Genomic DNA, 18,842 nt, shown 5'->3' on the forward strand with positions numbered 1-18,842 from the left:
CTTGCTCTTGCTCTTGCTCTTGCTCTTGCTCTTGCTCTTGCTCTTGCTCTTGCTCTTGCTCTTGCTCTTGCTTTTCCACTTGCTCTTGCTCTTGCTCTTGCTCTTGCTCTTGCTCTTGCTCTTGCTCTTGCTTTTCCACTTGCTCTTGCTCTTGCTCTTGCTCTTGCTCTTGCACTTGCATTTAATCCCACTTTTATTCCACACATACATTACATCCGTACACACTTACATCAACTAACGCCTAACCGCATCATCAATCGACTGCATCGCATTCCGCCAACGATCCGGATGATTCGTACAAATAATAATGCCGGGGTCCAGCATCGCGATCTTCCGGATGCTGCGCTCATCGTTAATCGTCCATGCCATAACCTGTATGCCTGCAGCCTGCAGACGGTTGACCCTGTCTTTCGTAAGCCGGCCATAATCGATCGATAAAAAATCCGAGCCGATCTGCTTCAACTCCTCTGGCAGCGAATCCCGCCATCCGTCCAAAATAAAGCCGGTGCGCAGTTCGCCTTCCGACAGCTGGTGCATCCGGTGTAGGGTGCCGAAATGGAAGGACGTGATGACGACGCTATCCTCCATCCGGTAGTCCCTGACAAGCTTCAAAACCTGCTCCTCAATATAAGGATAACGGATGCCATCCGTTTTCAGCTCGATATTCAACCGGCATTTGCCTGATTCTGATACGGCTTGCAGCACCGCTTCCAGCGTAGGTATTCGTTCATTGCGATATAGCGGCGAGAACCAGCTTCCTGCATCCAGCTCCGCCAATTCCGCAGCCGTCTTATCACGCACCTGCCCTTTCCCGTTCGTCGTTCTTCTCAGCTTATAGTCGTGGATGACGACGGGAATATGATCCTTGGACAGCTGCACATCGATTTCTATCCATTCAATATCCGGCTCGCTCAGCGCCATCTGTATGGAGGCCATTGTATTCTCAGGCGCCCGGCCCGACCAGCCCCTGTGCGCTGCGCACGGGTTGTTCATTCTCCTCGATCACCCTTTCGGCGTCGGTCACTCGGAGACAAGCGTGCCGTCCTTGCGCAGCTTCACCTTGAACGAAATAGAAGTCAAACGATCAATAAGCGCCTGCGCCTGATTCTCTTCCATCGGCTTCGGCTGCGCTTGATCCGCATACATCGGATGGAATTGCAGATCGCAATCCCCTTTCGCCGTACACGTCGCGTCAAGCACGCCCGTCTCTCCCGATTTTCCTTTTGGATACACGCTAAAAATAAAATTGCCCAAGCTATACGCAATCCATTTGCCTTTATATTTTTCAAATCCTTGTAATACATGAGGATGGCTGCCGATTACGAGATCCGCGCCAGAATCGATGTATTCGCGAGCAAAGTTCCGCTGATATTGTTCCGGGGTATCCACACGTTCTTTTCCCCAATGAACCATCACGACCACCAGATCGGCCTGTTCCTTCGCTTTTGCAATTGCGGCCTTTGCCCTTGTTGTATCGTAGGTTTCGGCAACGCCCGGCGTATTTTTATCCGCTTTCCAGGACGTCTTCGGTACGACACGGCTCAGCCCAATATATGCAATTTTGATGCCGCGTGATTCTTTAATAACAGGTGTGAAAGCCTCGATGTCATCTTTGCCTGCACCAATATGAGAGATACCCGCTTCGTCCAGATGCGACATCGTATCGAACAACCCCTTTACACCGTGGTCCAGCGTATGGTTGTTCGCCAGATTGACGACATCAAAGCCTGCGTCACGAAGTGCAGGAAGCGCGAGCGGAGAACCTTTGAATACAAATTCCTTATCGTCCGCAGGAGTTCCTCCTTCGGTCACAGGATACTCCAGATTGCCTGCAGTAAGGTCCGGCTCACTCAAATACAGCAGTGATTTCGCATAAGGAAAATCATAACCGTATCGCTTCAACTGATCTTCGACCGAGGAGGCCAGCAGGATGTCACCGACAAAAGCCAATCTGATCTTTTCGCCGCTACTGCCGCTTTCTCCGCCACTGCTGCTGCCGTTATCGCCTTTGCTACCGTTATCGCCGCTTCCAGCCGATCCGGGGTCATTTTTCACAGGAGTCTCGCCTTCAGACTCGCCGCCAGCAGAGCCTTCATCCTGCGGCTTCCCCTCGGCGGCTTCCCCGTTCTTGCTGGTTCCTTCGTTCTCCTCTTGCACTGAACCGCCACCATCTTCGCCTTTGCCGCCCTTATCGACGACAGCCGCTCCGCCGTCAGAGGATTTAATTTCGGTGCCGTTTCCGCCGAAGCTCAGTAAATCGCCAATGGAACCGGCGTTTTTCAGCGAAAGCCCGACGCCAACTAACACAATAATCGCTCCAAGGAGCATTAAATTAACCGCAAGCAGCCGCCGGCGCTTTTTCTTGCGTTTGCGCTTTTCATGCTGATGGGATTCGGAACGTGATATGTACATGGAATGGCTCCTTTTTAAAGAAAGTCTTTTCCATTATAACAAGGTTCCTGTTGGAATGCTAAATAATCATAGTTCGGATAGCGCGGAAAAAGCAGCTTCTTTCCCCTGACGGATACAGTCAGGCAAGCCTACTCCTCCGAAGGCGGCTCCCGTCACATATACGCCCGGCAACTCCTTCGCCATCGACTCCCGCAGCCCGGCAATGTTGTCCAAATGACCTACCGGATATTGCGGCATCGAGCGGGGCAAACGGGTTATTTCCGTAAAAATCGGCTTCGCCGTAATCCCCATCGACTTTGCTATATCTTCAAGCACTGCTTGCTTCAGCTCGTCATCCGGCAGCTTGGCTGCCTCCTCATCGCCGGAACGGCCGACATAGCAGCGAAGCAGCACTTTATCATCGGGGCTCGTATGGAGCCACTTTGTAGAAGTCCAAGTGCAAGCCGTAATACGAAGTCCTTCGGATCGCGGTACGAGAAAGCCAGACCCGGCAAAATCAACGCCAAAGGTCGCTTTATCAAACGCCATAACGACGTTCGCAACCGTCACATAATCGACTGCATGCAACGCAGCTGCATCAACATGCGGCTCCAAAAGCGAAGCGGCGTGAAAGCCTTGCGCCGTAATGATAACACCGTCTGCAGCGATCCGTTCACCCGATTCGAGCACGATTTCATAACGGGCTTCCGCCAGTTTTCCATCTTCTTTACTATCATTTTTAACTAGTGCCGTTACCGTCTCGCCTAATCTGCGCTCAGCTCCGGCGAGTGCCTTGTCCAAGGCGTCTACCAAAGAAGATAAGCCTCTCTTAAAGCTTAAAAAGGCGCTCCCCTTCAGCTCCTCCCGCAAGCCTTCGGGCCAAGCAGGCTGTGCACCTTTTCCTTTGTTCTGCTGCTGGTGCTGCGTGCCGCGAATCAAGCTGCCATGCTGACGCTCCGCTTCGGCAAATAGCGGGAAAGTCGCTTGAATGCTGAGCTTGCTCAAATTGCCTGCATAAATGCCGGCAAGCAGCGGCTCCGTCACATGCTGAACGATCTCCGCTCCAAGCCGCCGCGACAGAAAGCCGCCCAGCGACTCATCTCCTTCCGGGGCATCACCCGGCATCTCCAAATCCTGCAAAGCACGGCGTTTGCCTTCCTCCGATACCAAGCCGCTTGCCATAAAAGCCTCCAAATCGGTCGGAACGCCCAGCACAAGCCCTTTCGGCATCGGATGAAGCTTGCCTTCTTTCATAATAAAAGCGGTTTTGCCGCTTTGGTTTTGCGCTGTTAATTCATCCTCGATGCCAAGATCCATCGCCAGCTCGATCGTTGGCAGCTTCCGCGACAAGAAGGAATCAGGCCCTCTCTCTATAACAAAGCCGTCACGCTGCAGCGTATTGATTTTTCCGCCAAGAGAATCCGCTCCGTCGACAATTGTCAGACGCAGCTCCTTCCCTTGCCGCTCCGCTTCCCGCTGCAAATAAAAAGCGGAGCTCAGTCCGCTGATGCCCCCGCCAATAATGACAATGTGCTCAGCCTCTCCGATTCTCCGCATCGCTGTACTTCCTCTCTATACTCGTTCTTTTGTATGCTGCCTTCAGCCAGAAGTTATTGGTTCACAGTCTACGCTGTGGCTTCTATTACCGATTCAGCAAGCGTCTCCATATATAACGGATCCCGGTTCAGCATCGCAATACGCTCCAGCGCAACGCCAAGTTCACCTGCAGCAGCTTTCGCTTCGATATCAAGATCGAACAAAACTTCCAAGTGATCGGATACAAAGCCGACTGGTGCAACCAGCACCGCCTTAATGCCGTCTTCTTTAGCCAGACCGTCCAACGTTTCCAAAATGTCCGGCCCCAGCCATGGCTCTCTTGTCCGGCCCGCGCTTTGCCACGTAAACTGCCAGTCGCTTTCGGCAATACCGGCTGCTGACGCTACCGCTGCTGATGTTTCCAGCAGCTGCTTCTCATAGGGATCACCAAGCTCACGAATACGCTCCGGCAAGCTGTGAGCACTGAAAAGCACTTTGACCGGCTTTGCTCCGCTGGAGCTTGCCTCCAGCCGGTTCAATCCGTCCGTCACCCGCTCCGTCAACGCCTGCAGCAGCTTCGGATGCAAATGATAGGATTCGACGAATGACATCGCAATTCCGCTGGCGCCAGCTTGCTCCTGCGCTCCTTTTTATATAAGAACCAACACTCATCGTTGAATAATGCGGCGCTAGCACGATGCCGACAGCCTGCTTTACTCCGTCCTCTGCCATCTGCTTGACGCCATCTTCGATATAAGGGCTTGCATGCTTCAATCCTTGGTAGCAGACATAACGTCCCGGAGCGAGCTGCTCCAGCTTATCCTGCAGGCCGGCTACTTGTCCGTTCGTGTTCTCACGCAGCGGGAATACACCGCCGACAATCGCCTCATAGCGGCCTTTCAGATCAGCCAGCTGTTCCTCAGTCGGAGGGTGACCGCGGCGGATATGGGTATAGTACGCTTCGACGTCTTCCAGACTTTGCGGCGTTCCGTAGGACATGACAAGTACGCCGATTTTACCGTGATTTGCAGTCATCTCAGACATGGCTCGTTTCCTTTCCATTACGTGCTGCGATTTGTTGTTCCGAATACGTATGAATAAATGCCGTCAGCTCCGCCAGCTTCTCAAGCGACGCTTCCGGGAACAGTCCGTGGCCCAGATTGAAAATAAAGCCCGGCTGCTGAAGACCTTGATCAATAATCGCGGCAGCATGAGCCTCAATCGTCGACATTGGTGCAGTCAGCACTGTTGGATCAAGATTGCCCTGTACAGCAAAATTGCCGTTCAGTCTGCGGCGTCCCTCTGGAATCGACACGCGCCAATCCAGCCCGATTACATCGGCCTTCACTGCGCTTAATTCCGGCAGCAGCTCACCTGAGCTTACGCCCGGGAAATATATTTTCGGCTGCGGCAAATCGGACAGCTCTGCGAAAATTCGTTCGATGGTCGGCAGCACGTACGTACGGAAGTCAGCAGGCGTCAAGGCGCCTACCCAGCTGTCGAACAATTGAAACGCTTTGCCGCCATTCGCCATATGGGCACGTAAATAAGCGATAACCATATCGCCCAGCTTGTCCATCAGTTGATGCCATACTTTCGGCTCGCTGTACATCAGTGCCTTCGTACGCAAATAGTTTTTGGAAGGACGGCCTTCGATTAAATAGCTTGCAATTGTGAAAGGTGCCCCTGCAAACGTAATAAGCGGCACTTCCAGCTCACGATTCAGAATTCGGATCGTCTCCAGCACATGGCCGAGATCGCCCTCCACATCGATTGGCTTCAATCTCTCAACGTCTGCAGCGCTGCGAATCGGATTTGCGATAACCGGACCAATGTTGGCTACAATATCGAAATCGATACCAATTGATGCGACCGGATTCATAATATCGGAATATAAAATAGCCGCGTCAACACCCAGCTTGCGCACCGGCATCATCGTGACTTCCGCTGCAAGCTCCGGCTGCTTGCATATTTCTAGCAGTGAATACTTCTCTTTGATTTTACGATATTCAGGATCGTAACGTCCTGCTTGACGCATGTACCAGACCGGCACACGGTCCAAAGTTTCCTTCCGGCATGCCCGAATGAAACGGTCATTATAGCTCATTCCCGTTCCTCATTTCTTTAATTATTCATTATGTTCCATTATGCCCGTTTTCGTTGGCCCTAACAACCGTTAGCGTTTACTTTCCTATGACAATAGTATGACAATCAGCTCTGTATTATCATAAAGAATGGATGAAATCATAAGATCACTTCATTAAAAAGAGCCCGCCCTCCATTTCAGAGAAACGAGCTTTGTTCTGGATTTCTACTTATTTGCAGCTGTATCCCAAGACAGCTTTCCATACTTGGATTTCAAAGCATCCAGCTCATCCGGCTTCGCTTCGGAGACTGCATGAACCTCCCCGCCAAGCTCCTTGGCATAGGCAGGAAGGGAATAGAATACAAGCTTCATGTCCAGCACATATACCGGCAAGGATGGATTGATATAGATGCTGTTTTTCAGATCGTCGTCAAGATCCGCTTCTTTCAATAATTTGATGCTCCACTGCTCGACAGCAATAAGACGTTCTTCGCGCTGGACGTTACGAAGATATTGCAGCACGTTTTCCATATGTCCAGCTGCCGTGATGCGAATGGGCTGGCTGGTAACCTGACTTCCAGTCGCAGCAGCGGGACGCTCGCCTTCCGCAGCTCCGGCTGAAGCTGCCGGATCAACAAGCAGATTGTCCGACTGCGAATCACTAAATGCGCTATCTTGCGAGAAATCGACGAGCGCCGCTTTTGACGCCTCAGCCAATTTAACAGCAGTCAGCAATATGCCGGAGTCTTTCGGGTAAAAGGGAGCTTTGTTCGCCAACTGTCCGATATCTTCATCCGATATAATATCCGTCGTAAATTGGGCTTGCGCTGTCAGCACATTTTGCTGTTCCAGCGCAGCTTCAGCCCTTCCATTGCGCAGCTCCAGCCATGAAGGCAGCAAGAAGAACAACGCTGCAACGACATTGACTGTCACGATAATGATAACAAGGATCACTGTTGCATCAAGCCCTTTTTTGCCTGCAGCCAGCTTTGCAGAGGCCGTCTTCATTTGCAGCTCCATTATCGTCCAGCCTCCTTCACGGCCGGATTTAATTGAAGCTCAACGACCACTTTGTATTGGAATTGGTTTGACCCGTTAGCTGAATCGTTGCTGCGATCCTTTTCGCTTTCCTTCCGGTAGGCGCTAATCTTCGTTGTGCGCAAAGCAGGCGCTTCTTCCAACTTTTTAAGGTAACTGATGCTCTCCTGGTAGACAGAGAAAACGAGCTCTGCTTGAACCATTTTGCCATCCTCGGAAATACCGATATAATTTGCCTTCGCTTTATCCGGTAAATAGCCGACTACAGGAGACAGATAAGGCAGCCATTCCGGCCGCTCCGCTTCCAGCTTCGCTATGGCTGCAGAAGCTTGCTCATACTGCTCGGCTTTTGTCCGGGACATGCCTGCACTTTGCAGCCTTGCAATTTCGCTTCGGCTTTCCGTGACGATGGAGGTGAAACGCTTCGCTTCGTCCTTCCATGTCATGCCGTAATACCACTGACCGGCAATACTTACGACAGCTAACAGAACAAGCAGTGATAAAAGGAGCGGACTTCCTTTGATCCGGGGCGCCTTGGGCGGCAGCAGGTTGATCGATCTCATCCTTCTTTCCCCCTTAAAGCGAGTCCCAGCGGCACAGCATAATCCGAATAGTTCCAGCCGTCCGCCGTGTCCGTCACATTCAACCCGCTCCAATTGGGCTCGGCGACCGGCTGTCTCAGATTCGAACGCAATCCTTCCAGAAGCTTATCCATCCCCTCAATATCTCCTGTTACGATAATGGATTGGAAATGCCGGTCACTCGCCGTCAACGTATAGAAATAAAAATTCATGAGCCGCTCCAGCTCCGAGGCAAGATCCTCCACCGCATTGTCGAAGGTTTGCTCTGGCGAGGCGAAGGCGGACAGCCGCTCTCTGCTCTCTCCGACAGCTCCTTCCGTCATCGATTTAAATGAAATTTCAGCCGTCCGGGTCATTCTGAATATGCCATCCTCGATGATCGTAAGCTCCGAGCTTGTCCGGTTCACATCGACGATCAGATGCAGGCCGTTCAGCTTCGTCTTCGTTTTTTCCAGCAGCCGGATCATCGAAAAAGCTTTAATCTCAAAGCTGTCCGGCACCAGCTTTAATTTGATGAACAGCTCATTATAAGCTTCCAGCACTTGAAGCGGAGCCGCCGCTACTAGTACATCCGCCAGCGGCTGGCTGTTTGCCGGCTCAGCCGCTGCCGCTGCTGCCTCCAGCTCTGCCGGAGGAACAGGACTAGCTGCTTTTTCCACTGTATTCCGGCTTGTTGCCAGCTTCACAAAATCATAATGCGGGTGCTCGAAGGCCAGATGAACATTATGCTTCATTTCATATTGGACCAGCTTTTTCAGCTCATGGTGGGGAATATCAGGCAATTGAAGCAGCCGGACCATCGTTGTTGGACTCGGAATAGCGAAATGGACATGTCTCGCTCCGATTTTGTTAACAGCAAGCAGTTCCTTCAACGCACTTTGCATCGTCTCCATCTCGATGATACGGCCATCCTTGACAGCGCCTGCCGGCAGCGGGGCTGCAGCATAATTGGCAATACGCACGCTGCGGTCTCTTTTCTCCCTGATCTCGCAAAGCTTGATCGCCTCATCGGTTATTTCAATTCCTACGGAATGATGGCCTTTATTTAAGTTTCGCAGCAGCGATGCTATCAATAGGTTACCCTCCTGACCCTTCTTACAGAATGCAAATCACGTTATCAAAGTTTTGCCATTTCATATAATCCTCGAATACGGTATTTCCTCCGACCATGAAGCCTTTCATTTTACTAACCGGGATACCGCCAGACCCTTTGGAATTGGATATTTCCTTAAAGGTTGCATTGCCAAATACGATAAAATAACCGCTCATGCTTATCCCGCCTGGCTTAATGTTGTTCTTCATGACGAAATCCCCTCGGACGATAAAATCCTTGCCGACTGTCACAGAGCTGAGTCCGGACTGGTTAATAAAGCTTCCTTGAATCGCAATGGAACCGCCAACGATCAATTCCTCTACTTTATTAGTGAAATCTACGCTGCCCTTCGCAATGAAATTTTGCATAACCTCGAATTTGGACAGGGAGCTTCCGAAGGAAATATTTCCTTTCACGAGCATGGAGCCCTTCACGGTCCAGGAATCAGATACGGTATTCGCAGCTGTCAGCTTGCCCCCAACGATCAGATCGCCTAGAACGGTAAACTTCCCGATCGAGTTTCTAATCTCAAAATCCCCATTAATGACGAGATCGCCTTCCACCACGATCTCCTTGCTATTGCCGCCCGTGCCGACAATGGTGTTGCCCCTGACGTAAACATCACCTTTGAAAACAACCTTGCCCGACACTTCCTGCACTTCCAAATTGCCGCCGACATTCGTCTTACCGTCTAGCGTCATGCTGTCATTGTGTCGCCACAAACTTAAGTTTCCAGCGGATTTGACTGCGTAGCCATCCTTCGGCGATACAATCATTGCCCGGCTTCTATCGGCTTGCTGCAGCTCAACGTGACCCGCATAAGGGCCGATCGTCGCAGAAGCGGTCTTCACGAGATTCGTTCTTTCCGTCACCGTATTGCTAATGGCTTGGGCAGCCGCCAGCTTCGCTTCCGTCTTGGACTTGAAAATCTCCTTTAAATAATAGTCCGCGTAGACACCAAACTCACTCTCAAAGGCGCTTCCGCCGGGATAGTTGTTTTCAATAAATTTTTTCTGATTGGTTGGTACAACTACCGGATTCGGCGCGCATTCACAGTACAAATTGTTAAAGGTCGTATTGTTCATGATGACTTTCCGATCTCCGCCAATGGCCGGTGCAGTTGGACTCGGAGATGGCGTTGGCGTCGGCGCCACGGTGGGAACAGGTGTCGGCGTCGGTGCAGGAGTCGGTACAACCGTAGGGATTGGCACTGGTTCCGGCACTGTCAGGCTATAACTCACCTTGCTGCTTCTTTTCTGATTCCCTTCGCCGTTATGCGCGTAAAAAACAACGGACGTCGGTATCCCTGCTTCCTCGATCAATACGATGTTGTCGATACCAAGCTCCGACTTCATTCCCTGCATGCTGTCCACCAGCTTCACGATATCCTCGCCGCTGTAGGGGTAGTACGGATTCGTGTTGTTGGCTTTCAATATGCCGTACATTTGGTCAAATACCATCATCGCCGACTCCGCCCGATTAAACGAAACTTCTGTATTGCCATTCGTCTTGACCTGCAGCAGTCCGGTACTCGTGCTCGCAGCCAAAGGCGTAATGATTAGAGCCATTACGACGATGAAACCGAATGCCATCAAAAGCGTTCCTCCACGTTCGGAGCGCAAATAATTAACCATTGCCTTTCCCTCCCGGCCATATTATTCTAAAGTAAAGATATGCGAATACTTATAATTTTTGGAGGTGCCAAATGCGTAACGAGAAAGGTTTGTCGCTGATCGAGGTGCTTGGTTCTATCGTCGTTCTTGGCATTGCCGTCCTTGGCATCGCATTTATTTTGCAGCAAGGCGCTTCCCATTCCAAAAGCAATGAAAAGCTAGATCAATCCGTTCAGCTCTCAAGAAATGTAATCGAGGAGATTAAAGGCAAGCTGAACAGTCATTCCAGCACAGTGCTGTATGGACAAGCTATTTCGCTCTCGACGCTGCGGGGCAGCTCCTCTGCAACCTTGCCCGTTATCTACTATCCAAGCAGCAGCGAGCAGGAGCGGAAGTATAAAATCCAAATTCAAAGCGTTGGCCATTCACTTGGTCAAGTGGAGATCAAAAACGGCAACCGCGACGGCGTACCTCTTACCGCGACGTATAATACCGGTGACTTCATCCGCCATGTGCGTGTCACCTGCACCGAATTAACAACGCTTCGTGAATTCACACTAGATGCCTACATCCCTTATTCTTAAAATTGATAACCGGAGGCGGTCCCCATGGTACGAATGGTACGAAATGAAAAGGGCTTAACGCTTGTTGAAGTTACAGCCACACTAGTTCTTACCGTTGTCATCCTTAGCGGGCTGATTTTTCTGCTGAATCAGACAAACCAGGGCGTCTCGCAAATTCAGAAGCGGGAGTCGGTTATGAAAGAATCCCGTTCCATTATGAACAACTTAGCTGCTTCCGCACGGCGCGGCGGCTTTATCGCTACTAAACCGGACGAGCGGACGCTTCAGTTCAGCGGTTCCGGCGGCCAGTATGTATACTATCGATTCGAGCCTTCTGCAAAAGCCTTATCCGTAACCTACCGGCTGAAAAATGACAACGGCGTGCTCGCGGCCAACCCGACATCGGTTACCCTTTCCGAGCATGTTCAAGATTTTACGATGAAATTGGCCGGTCCCTCAGTTGAGGTCGAGCTGGCAATGTCGCTGCCCAACAACCAAATTCATCGCACCTCCTCCATCGTCAATCTAGTCAAAAGCGGCTAAAACGACAGCAGTGCTAAATACCAATCCGCCATGCCGTCTCCCCAAAAATATGCCGTAGTTGCACCAAGTGCGATGTAAGGTCCAAACGGCAGCGTTTTTCCCCGCGCATGGCCTCCTGCTGCAATCAGCAGCAACCCTCCGATTAATCCAAATAAGCTGGCGAGAAATAGACTAAGCAGCGTCAGCTTGACACCCAGCATGAGACCGATAAATACGTAAAGCTTAATGTCGCCCCCGCCCATCGTCTCTTTCTTCAACACCCAACTGCCTAACAAAGCTATTGCGAGCAAAGCCCCGCCTCCGGCAATAGCTGCAATCCCGTAATTCCACATCGGGAGCGGATGAATGAACAAGCGAATAATAATCGCCCCAAGCACTCCGGCCGCCACCACTTTATTTGGAATAATCTTGTCAGTTAAATCCGTTTGCGTAATGATAGAGAGTATCGCAATGAGCCATAGCGCTGCTATCAGCTCCGGCTGTGACCCCAGTTTAAGGGCGGCTATAGCGAAAAAAAGTGCCGTTACGGCTTCTCCTGCGGCATAACGCCACTCCAGCGGTCTGCTGCATGACCGGCATCTCCCTGCTGAAGCAAGAAAGGGCAACAGCTGGATGACAGCGTAAGCTGGCGGCCTATGCTTGCCATACGCGCAATACGACGGCGGATAGACGGCTGGCAGCCGCTTATCCCAATGAATGGCTATCGCATTTAATAAGCCGGCTAGCAATAAACCCGCTAATGATATGATAAGAACTGCCCAAGCTGTCATTCCCACCCCGCCCTTGATAAGGATAAGAAAGGCAACCGGGGGCTGCCTTTCTAACTGTCCGAGAGGATCTCGGCAGCTTTCTTTAACGTTTAACAGATCATGCGATACCAGCATTCGCTAGCAGATCAATCAATATTGCAGAAAGTACTCTGCTCTGATCGCCTAGCTCATCACTCACACCTAGCACCACGCATTCCACTCCTCGCCGCATTCACACTATGAACGCAAAGTAACATTTGTTGAACTGAAAGCTAGTTAGGATAGCTTTGCGGCGAGGATTTAGTTCCTTCTGAGTCACTTTTCTGCTTCTGAGTCAAGTTTGCTGTGGCCTGCGCCGCTGTTAACGAATCAAAATGCAAATCTGCAGTTTGTAAGCTGTTTTTCCGCCGATTTATCGCCTCAAAATGCAAATGTGCAGTTTGATTGGCCTAAAACAGCCCCAAAGAGCAAAATCGGGCGATTTCAAATGTACTTTTACATTTTGATCGCGATTTTCGGCCTTATAGCGTTCATCAGCCTGCACTTTTGCATTTTGTTTCTTGATTAGTATCGTGGGGCTAGTACATATAGCCAATCTAGTATCTTGGTGACACTGTGTAGTCGAATCGAACTACAGTCGGTCTGTCAGGGATGAAAGACTATCGAGAAGTCCGACAGCCTCTCGACACTCTGAAAAGGCAACCATGGGTTGCCTTTATATATTTATAAATATTTAAGTTTTGGGAGTTGTAGTAACCGTAATACTCCAAGCATCACTTGCAGATAGAACAGCTTGAATATTAGTTATATTAAGTTTATTAAGTACTGGTGTTTTAGCTAAATAACCGTTTGTGACCAAATCAGCTAAAGGGATAGTTGTAGTAGCTGTAAGTTCTTTATCTGTCACATAACGCAAAGCCGATTCTTCAATTAAACTAATAGATGCATTATCAGCCTTTACTCTTGACTTCGCGATAGTGTTACCAATCGCCGGAATTGCAATCGCTGCAATAATCCCCACAATAACCAGTACCGCCAGAAGCTCGATCAGCGTCAAACCTTTTTCATTTCTTTTCAATGCCATCAACATATTAAATCTCCTCCCGTTTTTGACCCTATTATTTATTTGGTAGAGCATTAAAACCGTAGTTTATAAATAGCTTTGCATCATTTTGAATGATGGCGTCATAACCGCCAACACGATGACGCCGACGATCGCCGTCAATATGATGATCATGATAGGCTCCAGCAGCGATTTAAGCCGCTCCGCCATCTGATCGACATCGGATTCGTAGAAGTCCGCGACCTTCTCCAGCATGTCGTCGACGGCGCCGGAGCGCTCGCCAATCGCCAGCATCTGCGTTACCATCGGCGGGAACAGCTTTGATTGCTTCAGCGGCTCCGACATCGCTTCCCCGCCCAGCACCTTCTCGCGAATCTCGCCGATCACTTTGCCGATCGCTTCGTTCCCGACGACATGCGAGACGATCGTCAGCCCCTGCATGAGCGGCACGGCGGCTGTCACCAGAGAGCTGAATGTCCGGGCAAAACGAGCCAACGCTTGCTTATGCCATAGCTTGCCGAATACCGGAAGCTTCAGCTTCAATAGATCAAGCCGTTCACGGCCTTGCTGGGAGCGCCGAATTACTTTCACCAATACAAAAGGAAGAATCATAGCAGCGAGTACGATATACCAGAAGTTTTGCATAAACTCGCTGACCGCCATAACAATCCGTGTAGGGAGCGGCAGCTCAATCCCCATCCCCTCGAAACTGACCGCATATTGCGGGATAACGAACAGCATCAGGAAAATAACGACGACAATCATTAGCACGAGCATAATGGCCGGATACACCATCGCCGACTTGACCTTTTCCTTCGTATTGCGCTCCTTTTCGAAAAAGACGGCGAGACGCTCCAGCATGACATCCAAATTACCGGCTACTTCTCCCGCATGCACCATGTGGACGAATATCGGGGAAAAGACGGTCGGGTGCTTGGCCGTCGAATCCGACAGCTGTGCTCCGTCCCGCATATCGTCAGCGATTTCGCCGAGCAGCTTGGCGAAGGTTTTGCTAGAGGTCTGCTCGCTTAAGATCTGAATCGCCTCAACAAGACTAACGCCTGCGCGGTACATCGTTGCAAGCTGGCGGCAGAAGACGGTGAAATGCTCCGTTCCGACGCGTGGTCCGCCCAGCGAAATATCACGGTACAGTACGCTATCGTTCGTATCGATCAGATCTGTAACCCAAAGCCCTTTCTCGCTTAACACTTCTCTTGCCCGTTGGATCGTAACCGCTTCAAGCATACCGTTCGACCGTCTGCCTTGTGCCGTCACAGCCTTATAACGGAATTTCGGCATGCTTCCTCACCTCCAGCCCTATAACTCTCCAAAGCCAATAACCGCTTCCTTCGCATCCTCGAGAGCTACCACACCGCGCTGAACAAGCTCTCGCAGCGCAAGCTCCAGTGTCTGCATCCCCAGCTGCCTGGAGGTCTGCATAACCGAACGAATCTGATAAACCTTCTCCGACCGGATCAGGTTGGCGACAGCAGGCGTATTGACAAGAACTTCAAACGCTCCGGTCAAACCGTTGCCGTCCCTGCGGGGCAGCAGACGCTGCGAGACGACCCCGATGAGCACCGATGCCAGCTGAATACGGATTTGCGCCTGCATGCCGGGAGGGAATACGTCAATAATACGGTCGATCGTTTGGGGCGCATCTGCTGTATGCAGCGTTGCCAGTACCAGATGCCCCGTCTCCGCCGCGCTGATGGCTGTACTGATCGTCTCTAGATCCCGCATTTCTCCAACAAGCACAATGTCAGGATCCTGCCGAAGCGCCGCCCGCAAGCCGTTGGAAAAGGAAGGCGTGTCCAGGCCGATCTCACGCTGATTGACCATCGACCGCTTATGGTCGTGGATGAACTCGATGGGGTCCTCCAGCGTAATGATATGGGCGCTTTGCTTACGGTTCAAAAAATCGATAATCGATGCAAGCGTCGTCGATTTACCGCTGCCCGTCGGTCCCGTTACCAGCAGCAGCCCTTGCGGCTTGACGGCGAACTGCCCAATAATCTCTGGCAAGCAAAGCTCCTCCATCGAAGGAATCCGGCCAGGCACGATTCGAATGGCCAGCCCGACACTGCCACGCTGCTTATAAGCATTGATCCGGAATCTCGCTACACCGGGTATCCCGTATGAGAAATCCAGATCTCCCTGCTTAACAAAAGCTTCATATTGCTCTTCTGTCAGAAGCTGCTTGGCTAGAGCTTCCGTGTCCGACGGCCTCAACACCTGTTCATTGTAAGGAATCAGCCGGCCGTGAACCCTTAATACGACCGGAGAGTTAACTGTAATGTGGATATCTGATGCTTGCCGTTCCTGTGCGGAACGAAGAATTTCAATGACCGTCATACGCTAATTCCTTCCTGCCGCCGCTTAGTCAGTCTTGCCCAGCACGCGAAACACTTCCGTCAGCGTCGTATGACCTTCCGACGCCTTGCGCAAGCCATCAGCCATAATGGGAACCATCCCGCTGCTTAAAGCATGGTCGTAGTATTCGTGATCAGAGCGCTTGGCCAATATCATCGAGCGAAGCCGGTCGTCAACAGGCAGTACCTCTTGAATGGCCATTCTGCCTTTATACCCGCTTAATCCGCATTCCCCGCAGCCCTCGCCTTTGAACAGCCTTGCCGTTTCAAAGCGTGCTTTCGCCAATATCGCCCGCTCCTCTGCGGAAGGCTCGTAGCTATGGGAGCAATGCGGACAAATACGCCGGACAAGGCGCTGGGCAACGATGCAGGTAAGAGAGGATGACACGAGAAACGGCTCCACGCCCATATCGACCAGACGCGTTATCGCATTAACTGCATTATTCGTATGTAGTGTGCTAAGTACAAGATGGCCGGTCATAGCGGCCCGTACAGAAATTTCCGCCGTCTCGGAATCACGAATTTCCCCAATCATGACGATGTTCGGATCCTGCCGTAATATCGCACGCAGGCCGCGGGCGAACGTCAAGCCCGTTACCGGATTGACCTGAACCTGATTGACACCCTCCAACTGGTACTCCACAGGGTCTTCAATCGTAATGATGTTGACATCCTCCCGGTTCAAATGCCCCAGGGCGGAATAAAGTGCAGTTGATTTACCGCTGCCAGTAGGCCCTGTAATGAGGACAACACCGTTAGCAGATTCAATCGCTCTCTTGAATAAGCGGTAGTTGTGCTCCGATAGCGACAGCTTGGAGATATCCGCCTGTGAAGCGCTCAAATCAAGCACCCGGATAACGACTTTCTCTCCATGTACGGTCGGCAGCGTGGATACCCGCATATCGACCTTGCGGAAATCGATATCCAGCTCTACCCTTCCATCCTGCGGCAGCCGTCGTTCGGCTACGTTCAGATTGGCCATAATTTTAATTCGGGCGATAATGACGCCATGCATATTGGTCGGCAGGTTGCGTTCCGTCCGCATAACACCGTCCACCCGGTATCGAATGCGGAAGTTGCCATCCTGCGGATCTAAGTGAATATCACTCGCCCCTAAATGGACGGCTTGGACGATAATTTGATTGACTGTTTTGACGACTGGCGAATTCTCGTCCTGGATAGCCCGCTCATCATCTAAATCTTTTAATTGCAGGTTTTGACTGATCTGTTCGATCGTTTCGGAAAGGCCATAGTAACGGCTAATGGCCCGAACCAGCTCTTCTCGTGCAGCGATAACCGGTTCCACCCTTAATCCGGTTGCGATCCGGATCTCATCGATCGCGAAGTAGTCCAGAGGATCCGCCATAGCGATAACTAATCTGTTGCCGTCCATGCGGAGAGGAAGGACGCAGTGCTGGTCTGCCAGTTTTTGCGTCATAAGCTGAATGATTTTGGGATCGATCTTCTGCCGGTATAATTGCACATGGGGTATGCCTAACTGAAACTCCAGCGCTTCGATGAATTGCTGCTGTGTAATGATGCCCATGCTGATCAATACGTCACCAAGCCGGGACTTTGTATCTCTTTGCTGCTCCAGCGCCTCATGCAATTGCTGCTCCGTAATGACGCCGGATTCCAATAGCAAATCTCCGATTCGCTTGCGTGTGCCGGACATCGCGCCCCACCTTATCTTTTAGTATCCTATTGCTAGATTTAACCAACGCGAAACTGATTCTATTAAATCAATTTAATTCCGTTTAGTCAATGACTTTTGTCCTATTAAAATTTGATATTTCTATTTATATTTACAAAAATTTATAATTTAAATAGTTCCAAAGAATTAAAACGTTTACATCCAAAAGTCTCATCCTGCTGTTTGGCTCCTCCCGCTTCTTTGCCTGCATTCATCTTAAAAGCTGTGATATGCTATACTATCCTTCATGGAACAGTGGAAAAAAAATCTGATCGTCCTTTGGTTTGGTCAATTTCTCGTCAATGCCGGAATGACGATGATCATTCCTTTCTTGTCGCTGTACCTGCAATTTGATCTCGGTTTAACCGATCCGCATGAAATCGCGTTGTGGGCCGGGTTCATTTTTTGCAGGCAACTTTGTTACCTCCTTTATCTTTCAGCCCATCTGGGGCAAGCTGGCGGACCGCTACGGCCGAAAAATGATGCTGCTTCGCTCAGGCTTTGGCATGGCGATCGTCATGACGTTAATGGGCTTTGCAACAACGCCGCTGCATTTGCTATTGCTTCGTATGCTCAACGGTACGATCTCGGGCTTCAATCCGGCATCTGTCGCGCTCGTCTCGGCAACAACGCCCAAGGAACGGACAGGCTTCGCGATGGGTACACTGCAATCCGGCGGCATCGCCGGTACGATTATGGGGCCGTTTATCGGGGGATTGATGGCGGATGCCGTCGGCTTTCGTCCAATTTTCTACATCACGGGCAGTCTGCTATTCGCTGCCTCCATGCTGGCGTGGATCGTCGTCAAGGAGCCGTTTGATAAATCGCTTGCCGCTTCCCGCACGATGGTGTCTGTAGCGGAAGGACTGCGCAAGCTGCGGAAAATACCGCAGATCACGTCGCTTTACGCCGTCACCTTCATGATCCAGTTTGCGATGCTCAGCCCTATGACGCTTATGCCGCTTTATGTGCAAGAGCTGCATGGGACGACAGCCAATCTCGCGTTCTGGGCCGGATTTGTCGGGTCGGTAACCGGGATGTCAAATATGATTGCATCACCGCTTCTCGGCAGGTTGAGCGATCGGATTGGCTCCGAGCGTATTCTCGCTGTCTCATTAATAGGGGCGGCCGTTACGTTCATTCCGATGGCACTGGCCGGATCGGTCTGGCATCTGCTGCTGTCCAGATTTATGCTCGGCGTCTTCCTTGGAGGACTCGCGCCTACAGTCAATGTACTGATCCGGAAATATACGCCGGACGGTATGGAATCGCGGGCCTACAGCTTCAATAGCAGCATGCTCGGCCTCGGCAATATGGTGGGTCCTATTGTAGGAGGAGCGCTATCCGGCTTTATCGGCATTAAAGGCATCTTCTTCATGTCCGCTTCACTGATGATTGCCAATTCCTTATGGGTGAGGAAATCGCTTATTCGCAGAAGGAAAGCCAAAGGCTAACACGAGCACTGAAAAGACCAGCATCTACGCGGCACCTTAAGGCTGCTGCGCAGATGCTGGTCTTTTT

16 protein-coding genes and 2 pseudogenes are annotated in these 18,842 nt (G+C 51.0%); 3 read left to right on the forward strand and 15 right to left on the reverse strand.

Going from position 1 to position 18,842, the window contains the following annotated elements:
- From TY10_RS30355 to TY10_RS31000, 10 genes and pseudogenes are all read right to left on the reverse strand, one after another.
- The coding region (locus TY10_RS30355) for a hypothetical protein (protein ID WP_042162872.1) at positions 1 to 181 on the reverse strand (181 nt) is incomplete at its 3' end.
- Between the two features lie 53 nt (positions 182 to 234).
- Positions 235 to 993 carry a glycerophosphodiester phosphodiesterase gene (locus tag TY10_RS09885; RefSeq protein WP_042162873.1) on the reverse strand — a complete coding sequence of 253 codons (759 nt, stop codon included), beginning with the start codon at positions 991 to 993 and terminating at the stop codon, positions 235 to 237.
- A gap of 27 nt (positions 994 to 1,020) precedes the next feature.
- On the reverse strand, positions 1,021 to 2,412 hold the full coding sequence (locus tag TY10_RS09890) for a CapA family protein (RefSeq protein ID WP_042162875.1): 1,392 nt from the start codon (positions 2,410 to 2,412) through the stop codon (positions 1,021 to 1,023).
- Between the two features lie 66 nt (positions 2,413 to 2,478).
- Entirely contained in the window at positions 2,479 to 3,948 is a 1,470-nt protein-coding gene (gene hemG / locus TY10_RS09895; RefSeq protein ID WP_042162876.1) for a protoporphyrinogen oxidase, read from the reverse strand.
- 68 nt (positions 3,949 to 4,016) lie between these two features.
- Positions 4,017 to 4,989, reverse strand: a pseudogene (hemH, locus tag TY10_RS32500) (ferrochelatase).
- Positions 4,964 to 6,034: a uroporphyrinogen decarboxylase gene (gene hemE / locus TY10_RS09905; protein ID WP_042162877.1), complete on the reverse strand. Its 1,071-nt coding sequence runs from the start codon at positions 6,032 to 6,034 to the stop codon at positions 4,964 to 4,966. Before hemE ends, hemH begins: the two are co-directional and overlap by 26 nt.
- Positions 6,035 to 6,238: 204 nt before the next feature.
- On the reverse strand, positions 6,239 to 7,033 hold the full coding sequence (locus TY10_RS09910) for a hypothetical protein (protein ID WP_042162879.1): 795 nt from the start codon (positions 7,031 to 7,033) through the stop codon (positions 6,239 to 6,241).
- The gene (locus TY10_RS09915; protein WP_042162880.1) at positions 7,033 to 7,614 is read right to left on the reverse strand and encodes a hypothetical protein; all 582 of its coding nucleotides are present in this window, start codon (positions 7,612 to 7,614) and stop codon (positions 7,033 to 7,035) included. Before TY10_RS09915 ends, TY10_RS09910 begins: the two co-directional genes overlap by 1 nt.
- The gene (gene pilM, locus TY10_RS09920; RefSeq protein ID WP_042162882.1) at positions 7,611 to 8,705 is read right to left on the reverse strand and encodes a type IV pilus biogenesis protein PilM; all 1,095 of its coding nucleotides are present in this window, start codon (positions 8,703 to 8,705) and stop codon (positions 7,611 to 7,613) included. Before pilM ends, TY10_RS09915 begins: the two co-directional genes overlap by 4 nt.
- 22 nt (positions 8,706 to 8,727) lie before the next feature.
- Positions 8,728 to 10,359 carry a hypothetical protein gene (locus tag TY10_RS31000; RefSeq protein ID WP_042162883.1) on the reverse strand — a complete coding sequence of 544 codons (1,632 nt, stop codon included), beginning with the start codon at positions 10,357 to 10,359 and terminating at the stop codon, positions 8,728 to 8,730.
- A gap of 71 nt (positions 10,360 to 10,430) precedes the next feature.
- On the opposite strand from TY10_RS31000, the gene TY10_RS09930 reads away from it, so the two are divergent.
- Positions 10,431 to 10,922 (forward strand): type IV pilus modification PilV family protein, encoded by a 492-nt coding sequence (locus TY10_RS09930; RefSeq protein WP_042162885.1) that lies wholly within the window; start codon positions 10,431 to 10,433, stop codon positions 10,920 to 10,922.
- Positions 10,923 to 10,946: 24 nt separating this feature from the next.
- Positions 10,947 to 11,444: a PilW family protein gene (locus TY10_RS09935; RefSeq protein WP_042162886.1), complete on the forward strand. Its 498-nt coding sequence runs from the start codon at positions 10,947 to 10,949 to the stop codon at positions 11,442 to 11,444.
- Here the strand turns inward: TY10_RS09935 and TY10_RS09940 are convergent.
- From TY10_RS09940 to TY10_RS09960, 5 genes are all read right to left on the reverse strand, one after another.
- Positions 11,441 to 12,214, reverse strand: coding sequence for a prepilin peptidase (locus tag TY10_RS09940; RefSeq protein ID WP_042162887.1), 774 nt, complete (start codon positions 12,212 to 12,214; stop codon positions 11,441 to 11,443). The two genes, TY10_RS09935 and TY10_RS09940, sit on opposite strands and share 4 nt — an antisense overlap.
- 712 nt (positions 12,215 to 12,926) lie before the next feature.
- Complete coding sequence (locus TY10_RS32025) at positions 12,927 to 13,283, reverse strand: prepilin-type N-terminal cleavage/methylation domain-containing protein (protein WP_042162889.1); 357 nt, start codon at positions 13,281 to 13,283, stop codon at positions 12,927 to 12,929.
- 60 nt (positions 13,284 to 13,343) lie between these two features.
- Complete coding sequence (locus TY10_RS09950) at positions 13,344 to 14,555, reverse strand: type II secretion system F family protein (protein WP_042162890.1); 1,212 nt, start codon at positions 14,553 to 14,555, stop codon at positions 13,344 to 13,346.
- 18 nt (positions 14,556 to 14,573) lie between these two features.
- Positions 14,574 to 15,611, reverse strand: coding sequence for a type IV pilus twitching motility protein PilT (locus TY10_RS09955; RefSeq protein WP_042162891.1), 1,038 nt, complete (start codon positions 15,609 to 15,611; stop codon positions 14,574 to 14,576).
- A gap of 24 nt (positions 15,612 to 15,635) precedes the next feature.
- Positions 15,636 to 17,303 (reverse strand): GspE/PulE family protein, encoded by a 1,668-nt coding sequence (locus TY10_RS09960; RefSeq protein WP_042162892.1) that lies wholly within the window; start codon positions 17,301 to 17,303, stop codon positions 15,636 to 15,638.
- A 265-nt stretch (positions 17,304 to 17,568) separates the two neighbouring features.
- Here TY10_RS09960 and TY10_RS09965 point away from each other — a divergent pair.
- A pseudogene (locus TY10_RS09965) lies at positions 17,569 to 18,775 on the forward strand (MFS transporter).
- The last annotated feature ends 67 nt before the right edge of the window (positions 18,776 to 18,842 follow it).

The sequence above is a fragment of the Paenibacillus gorillae genome (genome assembly GCF_000513275.1).
GTDB lineage: Bacteria > Bacillota > Bacilli > Paenibacillales > Paenibacillaceae > Pristimantibacillus > Pristimantibacillus gorillae.